This window comes from Aeromonas sp. 2MA4 (genome assembly GCF_029237305.1).
In the GTDB taxonomy this organism is placed as follows: Bacteria; Pseudomonadota; Gammaproteobacteria; order Enterobacterales; family Aeromonadaceae; genus Aeromonas; species Aeromonas salmonicida.
The window spans coordinates 1-14,260 of record NZ_JAACFY010000021.1; the positions used below are offsets into that span (position 1 = coordinate 1).

Sequence of the window (14,260 nt, forward strand, 5' to 3'; positions counted from 1 at the left end):
TGTCGACCAAAGACGGTTAATCGGGCATTTTTATGGTTGTTCACTGGGGCACCTCGGATGATTGGTTTGGTTGGCGCCTCCAGTTTTCCGGGAATGCCCCGAGTGAACAACCTACAGAGAGATCACACCTAGACACCTCAGAGCCTTAAAATGAGGCAACTATTGGAGGTGTTATGACCCGTCAGCGTTATCCAGAAACATTCAAGATAGAAGCGGTTAAACAAGTCACCGAGCGCGGGCGGCCTGTGGCTGATGTTGCACGAGCCCTCGGGGTATCCAGCCACAGTCTGTATGCCTGGCTCAAGCAGTACGGTAAGCCCGCTGACCAGCAGCACGAAGAGTCTGCCTTGCAAGCCGAGATACGCCGTCTGAAAGCCGAACTGCGCCAAGTCACCGAGGAGCGCAACATTTTAAAGGAGGCCGCCGCGTACTTTGCCAGCGAGTCAAGGAAAGGTACGCGTTCATAACCTCCCGACTCGACCGGTACAGTGTCGTTACCCTGTGCCAGACCCTGGGGGTTCACCGAAGTGGCTTCTATGCGTGGTTGAAACAGCCCGCGTCGCCACGGCAGCAGGAGGACGAACGACTGACCGGATTGGTCAAGCAATCCTGGCTGGAAAGTGGTGCTGTCTACGGTTATCGCAAGATCCATCGCGATCTTCGTGACTTGGGGGAAGCCTGCGGCAAGCACCGTGTGGCCAAATTAATGAAGCGGGGGGGGCTGCGTTCACAAACGGGCTATCAACGCCGTAAGGGGCATCATGGAGGCAAGAGCCCACAGGCTGCCCCAAACACGCTGGCACGTCAGTTTAAGGTGCCAGCCCCCAACATCTCCTGGGTGACTGACATTACCTACATCCGCACTCAAGAAGGGTGGCTGTATCTGGCGGTGGTGCTCGACCTGTTCTCTCGCCAGATCATCGGTTGGGCGATGAGGCCACGTATGACGGCAGACTTGGCGGTTGATGCGTTATTGATGGCCGTCTGGCGGCGCAAGCCCAAGCAGGCGGTACTGGTGCATTCGGATCAGGGCAGCCAGTTTACCGGTGGGGAATGGCAGGACTTTCTGAAGGTTCACAACCTGAGTTGCAGTATGAGCCGACGTGGCAACTGTCACGACAACGCTGTCGCCGAGAGCTTCTTTCAGTTACTCAAACGGGAGCGGATCAAGCGCAGGGTTTACTCGACAAGAGACGAAGCCCGCAGCGACGTATTTGATTATATCGAAATGTTTTACAACCCAATCCGGCGCCATGGTTCCAATGATGGGCTGTCGCCGGTAGAGTTTGAAAAGCAGTTCAATGTTCAACAACAGAGTGTCTAGAAAACCCGGGGCGATTCACAAGGCCTTCCTGCTTGGGAAGGTCTTTTGTGTTCCTGGCCACGGAGTAGCTAGCTTTGAGCTTTAGCAGATTGCCATTGCATCACCAGCTGGATGGATATCTTGCCCTGTTATGCAAGGTGGTGGCTCGGTTCAAAAGCGCTCAAGCAATGGGGAAATACAAAGTGTGATGTAAGGGGCCGGAGGCGTTGGTCTGCGTGAAAGAGCCAACAGGAGGCTTGAGAATGTGCACATAAAGAAAAGGGGACGGCAGTTGCCGTCCCCTCAAGTCATCTAGTCCAGTCCATGAACTGCAATGCTCCCTGCGATCCCTGACTTTATCCTTATCCTTCGGAATATCCCCTTCCCAATCCGTTGAGGTGTCCTGTGACCATCCTGGTCTGGCAATCTTTCCTGATTGCTGCACTCTCTCCATCTTGGAGGTGTCCCTTACCACATCCTGTGGTGTTCCTTGCGTCATCCTGACAGATAACCATCCGGGCTATCTCGCTTCATCCTGAAGCTGTCCTGCTCGCATCCGGCGAGGTCCTGTTCTTCCTGAAGAGCGGTAATCCCTACTGCTCTGCCTCATCCCGAGGTATCCGCAACCACATCCTGTGATGTCCTGTTCAATCCTTTTGATAACCTTCCCGGTTACCAGCCTCATCCTGAGGTATCCCTGACCACGTCCTGTGGATTATTCCCTGTTTATGCGCTGTTCCTGCATCCTGCCGAACCAGCTTCGTCCTTGTGAGACCCATATTAAGGGAAGCGCACAGGGTAACAAGGGTGCTTGGGTGGTTATCGGCATGAGCCAGCTTGATTAAACCCAATCATTAACAAGATAAATCCATATTAATCATTATGTTAGTTTGTTTCATTGGAAAGCACATGGATTCAAAGATGGCTTCGCGTACGGTGCAACACAGTGGCCTCTTACAGCCGCTATGGCGGATCTCTCACACGAAAAAACAGGGGGAAAACGATGGTACAAGACTGCTCAATTCAACTGGCAAGAGTTAAAAATTAGTTGAATAAATATGCTTGAAAAGAATACAAAAAGCCGAGGCTGAGCTCGGCTTTTTGGGATTAGCTAACCCGGCTGCCTGGTGTCGGGTATGCCTTGCGCAATGACTCTGGCGCCAGCACTTCCAGGTTGCCGCTCATGTTATTGAGCCAGGTGCGAAATTCAGGGGTGTCCTGGACTTCGGTCTCCACCACGACACTGCGCTTGTCATAGCGAGTCATGCGTGGGTTGTGGCCCGGGATCTGGCCATCGACCAGGGTCGGGCAGTTTGCATCAATGCGACCGACAAAGCGGATTGGACCGCTGACGTCCTGGTAGCCCTGGTCACGGATCAGCTTCTGGATATTGAAATCCTTCGGCTGGGTTGCGCTGAAGTTGGTCAGTTCCACGCCCTTGATGTGATCGAACGGGATGCCGTATACCTTGGGATCCAGCTCGGACAAAGTACAGAGCAGGGTCGGACCATCGGCCTGATTCAGGATGCCGAGCGGATTGATGCGGTCATAGCAGAGCCATACAGTACGCTCCTTGATGACGCGCTGTATCTCGGCGCTGAACTTGCGACCACGCCAGAGGGCATCGCGGATCAGGGTGCTGCGACGGATCTCCGGGTTGCCGGCAAACGGACGCGGTGACTGATGCACGCTCTCGAGCCAGCGTTCGGCCAGTTCGCTCTGGCTGTCGCGGATCACCTGGCTGGCCTTGTCGATCAGCGGATTCAATTCGGTCAGCACACTTGCCGGTAGCAGTTGGCTTGCCTGATCACTCCAGGTTTTCAGGGCCACCGCCAGCGACAGCGGCATGATATTGGCGAAGTCGTTGAGGCCATGGCGCTCAAAGCACCAGCCGTGGGGTTTGCTGCGCTCATCCGAGGTGAGGTCGAACAACCCCATGCCGGACATCTCTTCCAGGTCCCGTTGCACGGTACGCAGACTGACATGGATACCTTCCTCTTCCAGTTTTACCTGAAGTTGGCTGGCGGTCAGCTTGTAAGGGCGGTGCGGGATGCAACGCGCCAAGGTCAGTTGTCGTAACAGCTTCTTACTCATGGTGCATGCCTTCACTGGTTTAGCGTTGAGTGTATCCTAGCCATGGCATGCGACAGTCTATGTCGCAAGTTTTGCTGCGACAACTGTCGCCATTTTCATACAAACGTCATTAACTACATGATATTAAATATGATTACTGTTTTGGCGGGTGGCAATTGAGGCTTTTAATTGATGAAAAAATCGCAAATTAAAGTGCTGTCTTGCGGTTTTTAGGGAGAAGAAAAAATAGAAATCACGTTAAAGGGCAGAAGATGATGTGGAGGGAATGGCTTCCCCCCACCAGATGGACATTCTTGTCAGGCCAACCAGGACCAGGCCGACTTGGTCATGGCGGCCCCCACCATATAGCCAAACACCGCCAGCGCGGCGACACCCGCCACAAGCTTCTGGCTGCGAGCAGGCCGTTTTAACGCCATGACACCGAGCCCTATGTAGACCACCAGGGCGATCAGCTTGGCCATCAGCCAGGGTTGCTGGCCCGGGCTCATCTGCAACGTGACAGCCAGCAGCACCCCGAACAGCAGCAAGAAGGTGTCGTTGACGTGGGGCGCTATCTTCAGCCAGCGCTGTTGTAGACGCGGGCTGGCATTGAGAGAGAGCATCCAGCGATAGACAAACAGCAGCAGGCTGACGATGGCGAGGGTCATGTGCAGGTGTTTGAGCAGAGGGTAATAGGCAATCATATTGCTTCCTTGTCGTTGTCGGGCAGACCGCTGTTCCAGTTGTGAGCGTGAATACGCTCTTGTCCTTCCTGATCGTCTTGCAACAGATCGGAAAGGATGTCCCTGTATTGCAGGCTCTTGTTGATGTAGGTGTGTTCGTCGTCCAGGTAATTGGCCTGCTCCCGCAGCAACCAGTTGTCGTGTTGTTTGAAGGTCTGTCCCGCCCGCCAGGCCTGGTTGGCCCGAAATCCCAGCTGGGTCAGCGCTTCCACCCCCAGATCCACGGCGGAACCCAGGGTTTCCCGATGCACGCTGTCCACGCCGTGGCGCAGGATCTCGTGAGCATGGGGTCTGTCTTGGGCACGCGCCAGTATCTTAAGGTGCGGGAAGTGTTTCTTCACCATTTCAATCACTTCAAGCGAGGTGGCCGGGTCATTGATGGAGAGTACCAGCAGTTTTGCCTTGTGGGCGCCGGCGGCATGCAGCAGATCGAGCCGGCTGGCGTCGCCGTAGAACACCTGATAGCCGTACCTGCGCAGCATCTCTATCTGACTGGCGTCCTGCTCCAGTATGGTTGTGCCTATGCCGTGGCCGTGCAGCAGGCGCCCCACTATCTGGCCGAAGCGGCCGAAGCCGGCGATGATGACGGGGTGCTCCACCAATTCAGGTTGCTCGTGCTGCGGCGAATCGCTGTGGGTACGGTAATCGAACCAGGGCTGGATCACCCGATCGTTGAGGATCAGCAAGAGCGGCGTCAGCGCCATGGAGAGCGCCACCACCAGGGTGAGCAGCGAGATGGTGTCGCCAGGCAGCACCTTGTTCTGGGAGGCAAACGAGAAGAGCACAAAGGCAAACTCCCCACCCTGTGCCAGCGCCAGCCCGAAGGTCCAGCGCTGATTGGGCGAGATACGAATGACAAAGCCGAGCGCCATCAGCACCAGCCATTTCAATGCCATCAGGCCGATCACCAGCGCCGGGATGAGAAAGGGGTGTTCGGCAAACAGGCTGAAGTTGATGCCGGCGCCCACCGACATGAAGAAGAGGCCGAGCAGCAAGCCCTTGAACGGCTCTATGTCCGCCTCCAGTTCGTGGCGATATTCGCTGTCGGCCAGCACCACGCCGGCGAGGAAGGAGCCAAGGGCAGGGGAGAGCCCCACAGACTCCATCAGCACAGCGATGGCGATCACCAGCAGCAGGGCGGCGGCGACGAAGATCTCCCGCATGTGGGACTGGGCGATGGCGCGAAACACCGGCCGCATCAGGTAGTGGCCGCCCAGCACTATGCCGGAGATGGCCGCGACCACCAGCAGGCCGTGTTGCCAGCCAGCCAGCTCCGCACTGCCATTGCTGGCCACCGGTGCTATGGCGAGCAGCGGCAGGATCGCCAGTATGGGAATGACGGCAATGTCCTGAAACAACAGCACCGCAAAGGCGGATCGACCGCTTTCGCTCTGCATCAGTTTGCGCTCCTGCAGGCTCTGCAACACTATGGCTGTGGAGGAGAGCGCCAGGATGAGGCCGATGGCCAGTCCCTGCTGCCAGGGCAGTCCGATGAGATATGCCACGCCAGTCAGGGCACCTGTGGTGAGCAGCACCTGCAGGCCGCCAGTGCCGAGTATGGGCCCCTTCAGCTGCCACAAGAGGGCAGGGCGCAGCTCCAGCCCGACCAGAAACAGCATCAGCACTACCCCGAACTCGGCGAAGTGCATCACATCCTTCTGCTCCCCCACCAGCCCCAGCAGAAAGGGACCTATGATGATGCCCGCCAGCAGGTAGCCAAGCACAGAACCCAGCCCCCAGCGTTTGGCCAGCGGCACGGCGATCACCGCCGCCGAGAGGTAGATAAGCGCATCAAACAGTAATCCATGCCCCATCAGCCCGCCCTCCGTTTAAACGTCTGGTCAGGCTCATGGGGTCGGCCAAATAGCTGACAGTGTTTCATGAGAGCACCTCCAGCAGATCCCGCAGATAAGATTGCCCCGCGAGCTGATCGAGGGTCAGTTGCTCGTCGCGCAGGGCACACAACAGCTGGCGATAATCCTGGCCACAGCGGCGCAATGCCTCCGAATCCTTGATCTTGTGAAAGGAGTGGAGCACGAACGGGGGCAGCCAGGTCATGCCGCACAGTTGTGCCGTTTGCTGGAACGGCAGCAAAAAGTCGAGCAGTGGGCGGCTGTTGTAGCCTGCGCTGCAATAGGACTCTGGGGCGCCACCCGTGGTGATGGCACTCAGCCACTGCTTGCCATTGAGGGCATGGGCCTCGGGACCGTAGGCATAGCCGTATTCCAGCACCAGGTCCATCCACTCCTTCATGATGGCGGGGCAGGAGTACCAGTAGAAGGGGTGTTGAAAGACGATGATATCGTGTTCCGACAGCAGGGCCTGTTCCTGTTTTACATTGATGAACATGTCCGGGTAGTGCTGATAGAGGTCATGAACTGTGACGCCCTCCAGCTCTTCGATAGCCTGCAACAGCTGCTTGTTGGCTCTTGAGCTCTGCAGGGCCGGGTGTGAAAAGATAACTAGAATGCGTTTCATGGGGTCATAACCTGAAGACTGAGCCTGGTACTGGCAAAAACCAGTACTGGCGAAAAGAAGATGCATTGAGCGGTGACGTTATCAAGAAGTGCCATGGCCCGCCAGTTCCGGGATCAGGTCCCGTTACGCCGGACGCGGGGATCCGTGGGTGAATCGCGCCCCGCCAGACTACTTACATCCCGCGAACCATAGAGGGGAGGGCTTGACCCTCCCCCTGGGCCAGAGGTTACCATAGGGCTCTTCTGCTTAATGAGTCATGTCATGGTTCTGACCCGTCGCCAACTCGCTCGCGCCCGCCGCTGGCTCCCCTTGTGGAGTCTGCTGATGGTGCTGATGTCGTTTGGCAGCCGGGCGGCGACCGATCTCTGTACGCTGACCCCCCATTGCAGCCAGAGTGAGCGAACCCTGGAGAAAGCCATGCCGTGTGGCAGCTTTACTGCGGCGCTCGCCATGACGGTGCTCACCAGCGACAGCCTGACGGTGGCCGTGCTGGAGCCTGACAGGCCAGAGTTTATTTCCCCTTCCCTGTATACGCCGGATGCGCCGCCCGAGCGGCTGGAACGTCCTCCCCGTCATCCCGGTTGAGTCGAGTTTCCCCATTTTTTTGGGTATTTCTTCTTATCCGAGGTGAGTCATGTACAAGTCCCTGTTACTGGCCCTGCTGGCCGGCAGTGTCAGCTTCTCCGCCCTGGCTGCGGAGCGGATGACTGTCTACAAGTCCCAGTATTGCGGCTGCTGCAAGACCTGGATCAAGCACATGGAAGAGAACGGCTTTGAGGTCAAGGTCGTCGAAACCGAGCAGCTTGAACCCATCAAGCAGCAGTACGGCATCACTCCGCAGCTGGCGTCCTGCCACACGGGTGTGGTCAATGGCTATGTGGTGGAGGGACATGTACCCGCTGCCGACGTGCAGAAGCAGCTCAAGGAAAAACCGGCGATCCGCGGCCTGACCATTCCGGGCATGCCCCAGAGTGCGCCAGGCATGGATATACCGGGTCAGCCCTATCAGGTGCTGAGCATCAGTCATGAGGGCGCGACCAAGACCTGGTCGAGCTATCCCGGCTGACGCAAACTGGTCATGAGCAGACATAACTCCATCATGTGAGGCACACCTGAGCGAATCCGTGTCGCTCATGGTCAGGTTTGAGGGCCACTGTCGCGAGACAGTGGCCCTTTTACGTGTTCTGGCGGGTTTTGCGCTGATAACTTGCAACTGGGGGCGACAAGGGGCAGATTGTTGGCCACACCAAGGAGCCAAGGCTCAGGTTTGCCAACCCTTTTAAAGCGCAAAGGATGCGAGATGTTCACCTTTTCCCGAGGGCTTCTGCTGCTGGCTTGTCTGGCCGCGGTCCCCTGTTCATATGCCAATGATGAGTCCGCCATGCCCACAAGTGACACCCTGATCCAGCCTCCCGTGGCCGCCAAACATCCTCATACCATCAAAAAACACGGGGATGCCCGGGTCGACAACTACTACTGGCTGCGGGATGACGAGCGCCAGAATCCCGAGGTGCTGGCCTACCTCAAGGCTGAAAACGCCTATACCGATGCCATGCTCAAGCCCACCCAGCCGCTGCGCGATCAACTCTACAAAGAGATGGTGGCCCGCATTCCCCAGCAGGATGAGTCGGTGCCCTATGTGAAGAATGGCTACCGTTACCAGACCCGTTATGAGCCGGGCAAGGAGTACGGCATCTACTCCCGCACCCGGGTCGGGGAGAAGCACGCCGATGTGATGCTCGACAGCAACCAGCGCGCCGAAGGGCACGAGTTCTACGCCCTGGGCGCCCTGGAGGTGAGCCGCAACAACCGCTGGCTGGCGGTGGCGGAAGATTTCCTCTCTCGTCGTCAGTACCAGATCCAGTTCCTCGATCTGGAGAGTGGCCAGTGGGCCAGCGACAAGTTGGAAAATACCTCCGGCAACCTGGTATGGGCCAACGACAGCAAGACAGTGTTCTACGTGCGCAAGCATCCCAAGACCTTGTTGCCCTATCAGGTCTATCGCCACGAGCTTGGCTCGGATCCGGCGAAAGATGCCCTGGTGTATGAGGAAAAAGACGACACCTTCTACGTCAGCCTCTATGCCACCACCTCGGAAGACTTCATCGTCATCGCCCTTTCCAGCACCACAACGGGCGAGGCGCGTCTCATCGACGCCAATGTGCCGACCCAGGCGCCGCGTCTGTTCTTGCCCCGTCAGGTGGATCACGAATACAGCCTGGATCACTACCGCGGCCGCTTCTATGTCCGTTCCAACAAGGACGGCAAGAACTTCGGCTTGTACGAGACCAAAGAGAGCCCGGTCGATCGCTGGAAATCTGTGATAGCTCCCAATCCGGACGTACTGCTGGAGAGCTATGCCCTGTTCAAGGAGTGGCTGGTACTTGAGGAGCGCAACCAGGGCCTGACCCGGCTGCGCCAGATCAACTGGCAGAGCGGCGAGGAGAAGGAGATCGCCTTCGACGATCCCGCCTATGTCACCTGGCTTGCCTACAACCCGGAGCCGGATACCAGCGCCCTGCGCTATGGCTACTCTTCCATGACTACGCCCTCCTCCACCTATGAGCTGGATATGACGAGCGGCAAGCGCACCCTGCTCAAGCAGCAGCCGGTGGCGGGCTTCAAAGCACAACTGTATGCCAGTGAGAGACTCTGGATCACGGCCCGTGACGGCATGTCCGTGCCGGTGTCACTGGTCTATCGCAAGGACAAGTTCAAGAAAAACGGCCACAACCCGCTGCTGGTGTACGGCTACGGCTCTTACGGTGCCAGCATGGATCCCGACTTCAGCACCGCACGTCTGAGCCTGCTGGACAGAGGCTTCGTCTATGCCATCGCCCATATCCGGGGTGGCGAGGAGCTGGGCCGTCACTGGTATGAAGATGGCAAGCTGCTGAAAAAACAGAATACCTTCAACGACTTCATCGACGTCACCGATGGGCTGGTTGCGCAAGGGTATGGCGCCAAAGATCAGGTCTATGCCATGGGCGGCAGTGCCGGTGGCCTGCTGATGGGGGCCGTCATCAACCAGGCTCCCCAGCTTTATCGCGGCGTGGTCGCCCAGGTACCGTTCGTGGATGTGGTCACTACCATGCTGGATGAGTCGATCCCCCTCACCACGGGGGAGTACGACGAGTGGGGCAACCCGAACCAGAAGCGTTACTACGACTACATGAAGGCTTATAGCCCTTACGATCAGGTCAAGGCACAGGCCTATCCCAATCTGCTGGTCACCACGGGTCTGCACGACTCCCAGGTACAGTATTGGGAGCCTGCCAAGTGGGTCGCCAAGCTGCGCGAGATGAAGACGGATGATAACAAGTTGTTGCTGAATACCGACATGGATGCTGGCCACGGTGGCAAATCCGGTCGCTTCAAGGCGTACGAAGACATAGCGCTGGAATTCGCGTTTATTCTGGATCTGGCCCAAGCCGGCAGCTGAGACAAGATGACACAGGCCCTTGCCCTGCAAGGGTTACAAAAGAATCCGTCATCGCTTTTTATTGCTTCCATCAGGTAGCAGATGGAATTAATCTTTGGTAGGAAAATGAATGATCAGCGTCATAGTTTTCGAGATTTAATTCCGGGATTTTGCCATTTTGTTTGATTTGTGTTGGCTTAATGTGCTTAATCGGAGTGCTTATAACTTTTTCTTTGGCCCCTCAGGGGCCAAATTATCTTCAACTGGCACGAAGCCGGTTGACTCACCGCAGGATGAGGGTGATTTTTTGGGAAAGGCATCGCAGCCCAACCCTTTTATTGCATGAGGCAAGTTAGGCAAGCCCAGCGCAGAACAGGGTGTTGTCGTACATTCATCCGGGAATCGGATGAGATAAATCAATGAAAAGGATGGAAAACATGAAAGGATTATCCTTGGCGTGCGCCCTGTCGGCGGCTCTGGTCGGTGTTTCGTTTGGCGGCCAGGTACAGGCGCAGGAGCGCTTCGTGACCATAGGCACCGGCGGCCAGACTGGCGTCTACTATGTGGCAGGCCAGTCTATCTGTCGTTTCCTCAATCGCGGCGCTGCCGATCATCAGATCAAGTGCAACGCGCCCGCCAGTGGTGGCGGTGTTGCCAACGTCAACGGCATCCGCAGCGGTGAATTCAACTTCGGCATCATGCAGTCTGACCACCAGTTCAAGGCGATGAAAGGGCTGCCCCCTTTCCAGACCGAAGGGGCCATGGATGATATCCGTGCCGTCTTCTCCCTGCAGAGCGAGGTGTTCACCATTCTGGCTCGTCGCGATGCCAAGATCGCCAGCTTTGACGATCTGAAGGGCAAGCGCGTCAACATCGGCAACCCGGGCTCGGGTCAGCGTGACACCATGGAAGAGATCATGGCGGTCAAGGGCTGGAAGAAGGGTGACTTCGCGCTGGTTTCCGAGCTGAAACCGGCGGAGCAGGCTTCTGCACTGGGTGACAACAACATCGACGCCATGAGCTACTTCGTTGGTCACCCGAACGGCGCCATCCAGGAAGCTTCCACCACCACGGATGCCGTGCTGGTGCCGGTGACCGGCGAGGCCATCGACAAGCTGTTGGCAGAGAAGAGCTACTACACCAAGGCCGAGATCCCGGGTGGCCTCTACAAGGGCAGCGACCAGCCGACCCCGTCCATCGGTGGCAAGGCTGTGCTCTCCACCAGCGCCAAGGCCGATCCGGAAGTGGTCTATCAGCTGGTGAAGTCTGTCTTTGACAACCTGGATCGCTTCAAGCGCCTGCACCCTGCCTTTGCCGACCTGAAAGAGGCCGACATGATCAAGGTAGGGCTCTCTGCACCGCTGCATGAAGGGGCTGCTCGCTACTACAAAGAGCGCGGCTGGCTCTGATTGAGGGCCCAAGGGCCTTTGTCACTCCCTCGACACCCGTTGGCTGCGCTGTTTGCGGCGGCGGGTGTCGTTTTTGTTGTACTCGTTGGCACAAGTTAACCCTATGCAAGATACACAACTCTCTACCGAGGAACTGATCGCCCAAGATGTGGGCGCTCGTCTGCCGCTCGGCATCATGGGCTGGCTCATTACCGCCCTGGCGCTGGTCTGGTCCCTGTTCCAGCTCTGGATTGCCTCGCCACTGCCCTTCATGCTGGGTTTTGGCGTACTCAATGACACCGAAACCCGTGCTATTCACCTCACTTTTGCCCTGTTGCTGGCCTATCTGGTGTTTCCGGCATTTCGACGCTCTCCCCGGGACAGAGTCCCGCTCAGCGACATGGCGCTGGGGCTGATTGCAGCCGGTGCGGCCTCTTACCTGTTTGTGATGTATGAAGCGCTGGCCCTGCGTCCGGGCAGCCTCACCACCTCTGATCTGATCACGGCCTGTATCGGCATCCCCTTGCTGCTGGAAGCGGCACGGCGTGCTCTGGGCCCAGCCCTGGCGGTCATTGCCCTGCTGTTCCTCGTATACAGCCTGGCTGGCCCCTGGATGCCGGGTCTGCTGGCTCACCGCGGCGTGAGCTTCACCGCCCTGGCCAACCACCAGTGGATCACCACCGAAGGGGTGTTTGGCATAGCGCTCGGCGTGTCGACCAGCTTCGTGTTCCTGTTCGTGCTGTTCGGCGCCCTGCTGGAGCGGGCCGGTGCCGGTCACTACTTTATCCAGCTCGCTTTCAGCCTGCTTGGTCACCTGCGCGGCGGCCCGGCCAAGGCGGCCGTCGTAGCCTCCGGCCTGACCGGCCTCATCTCGGGGTCGTCCATCGCCAACGTGGTCACCACTGGCACCTTCACCATCCCCATGATGAAGAAGGTGGGCTTCAGTGCCGAGAAGGCGGGGGCGGTGGAAGTGGCTTCCTCGGTCAACGGCCAGATCATGCCCCCCGTGATGGGGGCCGCGGCCTTCCTGATGGTGGAGTACGTGGGCATCCCTTATGTGGATATCATCAAGCATGCCTTCCTGCCGGCCGCCATCTCCTATATAGCGCTGCTCTACATAGTGCATCTGGAAGCGCTCAAGCTCGATATGCAGCCTATCGGCGGCCATCAACCCAAGCCCTGGCTGCGTCGTTTGACCGGCTTTGCCTTCGGCGCGGCCCTCATCAGTGGCCTGTCGCTGGCAGTCTACTATGGCCTCGGTTGGCTCAAGCCCGCGCTGGGTGATTATGCCTTGCCAGGGATTTCATTGCTGCTGGCTGCCGCTTATGTGGGTCTGCTCAAGATAGCGGCCAGCAATGAACCATTGGCAGCGGAGGATCCCGACAAGCCGCTGATCAAGTTGCCCAACACCCGCGCCGTGCTGCTCTCAGGTCTGCATTTCCTGCTGCCCGTGGTGGTACTGGTGTGGTGTCTGATGGTGGAGCGCCTCTCGCCTGGTTTGTCGGCCTTTTGGGGCACCGTCATGCTGGTCATCATTTTGCTGACCCAGCGGCCGCTGCTCAACTGGCTGCGTACCGATGGCAAGCATGACTACGGCTCGCTGCTCGATGGCATGGTGGATCTGCGGGAAGGGCTGGTCGCCGGTGCCCGCAACATGATCGGCATCGGCATTGCCACCGCCACGGCGGGGATCATAGTCGGTGCCGTCTCCCAGACAGGGGTTGGCCTGGTGCTGGCGGATCTGGTGGAGTTCCTCTCCATGGGCAATCTGCTGCTGATGCTGCTGCTCACAGCCCTGTTGAGCCTGATCCTCGGCATGGGATTGCCCACCACGGCCAACTACATAGTGGTGTCCAGCTTGCTGGCTCCGGTGGTGGTGACGCTTGGCCAGCAGAACGGTCTGATAGTGCCGCTCATAGCCGTGCATCTGTTCGTGTTCTACTTCGGCATCATGGCGGACGTAACGCCACCTGTGGGTCTGGCCTCGTTTGCAGCGGCTGCCGTTTCCAAGGGCGATCCCATCAAAACCGGTATCACGGCTTTCTACTACAGTCTGCGCACCGCGGCACTGCCCTTCCTGTTCATCTTCAACACGGATCTGCTGCTGATCGACGTGGACTTCGCCCACGGCGTGCTGATCTTCGTGGTGGCGACCATTGCCATGCTGATCTTCGCCGCCGCGACCCAGGGCTGGTTCCTGGTGAAGAACCGCTGGTACGAGAGCATCTTGCTCCTGCTGGTGGCTTTCACCCTGTTCCGTCCGGGGTTCTGGATGGACATGGTGCACGATCCTTATCGCAGTACACCGCCAGCCCAGCTTGCCCAGACCATGGGGGAGGTAGAAGCGCAGAGCACATTAAGGTTGCGGCTCAAGGGTGAGGATATGGTAGGCAAGCCCCGTCAATCCACCCTGCTGGTCGCAGTGCCGGATGGTGAAAATGGCGACGAGCGGTTGGCGAACCTGGGTCTGACGATCTATGAGCAGGATGGCAAGACCCTGATCGACAGCGTGGCCTTTGGCAGCCCGGCTGCCACCATGGGGCTTGAGTTTGACCAGGAGATCCTCTCCGTCAAGGCGCCTACCGAGCGCTGGCGTAAAGAGCTGATGTGGTTCCCGGGCTTCCTGCTGTTCGGGCTGATCGTCTGGCTGCAACGGCGACGTGCGGTTCGCCAATAAAAAATGCCAATAATAACGGCGCCATCAAGGCGCCGTTATTATTTTCCCAATAGGGGATTATTCTTGCGGAGCCTGTTCCGGCAGCAGGCTCTGGGTCTGTTGTGCCAGTGGACTGAGGCCCGGCAGCTCGCATGCTAGCCCCAGACGGCACATAGTGAGGGCGGGCTAGTTTGACTG

At 58.0% G+C, this 14,260-nt stretch carries 10 protein-coding genes; 6 read left to right on the forward strand and 4 right to left on the reverse strand.

Annotation, left to right across the window (positions count from 1 at the left end):
- Positions 1–173 precede the first annotated feature (173 nt).
- Positions 174–1,324 (forward strand): IS3 family transposase gene (locus tag GWQ31_RS18230; RefSeq protein ID WP_275909970.1). Its coding sequence is split into 2 segments (ribosomal slippage): positions 174–402 and positions 402–1,324, totalling 1,152 coding nucleotides; the frame shifts between segments, so codons are not numbered across the junction.
- 1,086 nt (positions 1,325–2,410) lie between these two features.
- On the opposite strand, the gene GWQ31_RS18235 is transcribed toward GWQ31_RS18230, so the two are convergent.
- The 4 genes from GWQ31_RS18235 to GWQ31_RS18250 all read right to left on the reverse strand — a co-directional run bounded on the left by GWQ31_RS18235 (position 2,411) and on the right by GWQ31_RS18250 (position 6,597).
- Positions 2,411–3,397: a WYL domain-containing protein gene (locus GWQ31_RS18235; protein ID WP_005316508.1), complete on the reverse strand. Its 987-nt coding sequence runs from the start codon at positions 3,395–3,397 to the stop codon at positions 2,411–2,413.
- Positions 3,398–3,693: 296 nt separating this feature from the next.
- Positions 3,694–4,080 (reverse strand): SirB2 family protein, encoded by a 387-nt coding sequence (locus GWQ31_RS18240; protein ID WP_059168914.1) that lies wholly within the window; start codon positions 4,078–4,080, stop codon positions 3,694–3,696.
- Complete coding sequence (gene kefC / locus GWQ31_RS18245) at positions 4,077–5,933, reverse strand: glutathione-regulated potassium-efflux system protein KefC (protein WP_021140154.1); 1,857 nt, start codon at positions 5,931–5,933, stop codon at positions 4,077–4,079. Before kefC ends, GWQ31_RS18240 begins: the two co-directional genes overlap by 4 nt.
- A 64-nt stretch (positions 5,934–5,997) precedes the next feature.
- Positions 5,998–6,597 carry an NAD(P)H-dependent oxidoreductase gene (locus tag GWQ31_RS18250; RefSeq protein WP_275909971.1) on the reverse strand — a complete coding sequence of 200 codons (600 nt, stop codon included), beginning with the start codon at positions 6,595–6,597 and terminating at the stop codon, positions 5,998–6,000.
- Positions 6,598–6,858: 261 nt separating this feature from the next.
- Between GWQ31_RS18250 and GWQ31_RS18255 the strand changes: the two genes are divergently transcribed.
- The 5 genes from GWQ31_RS18255 to GWQ31_RS18275 all read left to right on the forward strand — a co-directional run bounded on the left by GWQ31_RS18255 (position 6,859) and on the right by GWQ31_RS18275 (position 14,083).
- The gene (locus GWQ31_RS18255) at positions 6,859–7,182 is read left to right on the forward strand and encodes a hypothetical protein (protein ID WP_021140156.1); all 324 of its coding nucleotides are present in this window, start codon (positions 6,859–6,861) and stop codon (positions 7,180–7,182) included.
- 49 nt (positions 7,183–7,231) lie between these two features.
- On the forward strand, positions 7,232–7,663 hold the full coding sequence (locus GWQ31_RS18260; RefSeq protein ID WP_275909972.1) for a DUF411 domain-containing protein: 432 nt from the start codon (positions 7,232–7,234) through the stop codon (positions 7,661–7,663).
- 234 nt (positions 7,664–7,897) lie between these two features.
- Positions 7,898–10,039 (forward strand): S9 family peptidase, encoded by a 2,142-nt coding sequence (locus GWQ31_RS18265; protein WP_275909973.1) that lies wholly within the window; start codon positions 7,898–7,900, stop codon positions 10,037–10,039.
- 416 nt (positions 10,040–10,455) lie between these two features.
- Positions 10,456–11,427 (forward strand): TAXI family TRAP transporter solute-binding subunit, encoded by a 972-nt coding sequence (locus GWQ31_RS18270; RefSeq protein ID WP_159165166.1) that lies wholly within the window; start codon positions 10,456–10,458, stop codon positions 11,425–11,427.
- A 103-nt stretch (positions 11,428–11,530) separates the two neighbouring features.
- A complete protein-coding gene (locus tag GWQ31_RS18275; protein WP_275909974.1) occupies positions 11,531–14,083 on the forward strand; it encodes a TRAP transporter permease in 2,553 nt (850 codons plus the stop codon).
- Positions 14,084–14,260 lie beyond the last annotated feature (177 nt).

Bases quoted from the DNA above. Each gene is read 5' to 3' on its own strand.
- GWQ31_RS18265 (WP_275909973.1), top strand. From the start codon at position 7,898: ATGTTCACCTTTTCCCGAGGGCTTCTGCTGCTGGCTTGTCTGGCCGCG.
- GWQ31_RS18240 (WP_059168914.1), bottom strand. From the start codon at position 4,080: ATGATTGCCTATTACCCTCTGCTCAAACACCTGCACATGACCCTCGCC.
- GWQ31_RS18250 (WP_275909971.1), bottom strand. From the start codon at position 6,597: ATGAAACGCATTCTAGTTATCTTTTCACACCCGGCCCTGCAGAGCTCA.
- GWQ31_RS18275 (WP_275909974.1), top strand. From the start codon at position 11,531: ATGCAAGATACACAACTCTCTACCGAGGAACTGATCGCCCAAGATGTG.
- GWQ31_RS18255 (WP_021140156.1), top strand. From the start codon at position 6,859: ATGGTTCTGACCCGTCGCCAACTCGCTCGCGCCCGCCGCTGGCTCCCC.
- GWQ31_RS18235 (WP_005316508.1), bottom strand. From the start codon at position 3,397: ATGAGTAAGAAGCTGTTACGACAACTGACCTTGGCGCGTTGCATCCCG.
- kefC (WP_021140154.1), bottom strand. From the start codon at position 5,933: ATGGGGCATGGATTACTGTTTGATGCGCTTATCTACCTCTCGGCGGCG.
- GWQ31_RS18270 (WP_159165166.1), top strand. From the start codon at position 10,456: ATGAAAGGATTATCCTTGGCGTGCGCCCTGTCGGCGGCTCTGGTCGGT.
- GWQ31_RS18260 (WP_275909972.1), top strand. From the start codon at position 7,232: ATGTACAAGTCCCTGTTACTGGCCCTGCTGGCCGGCAGTGTCAGCTTC.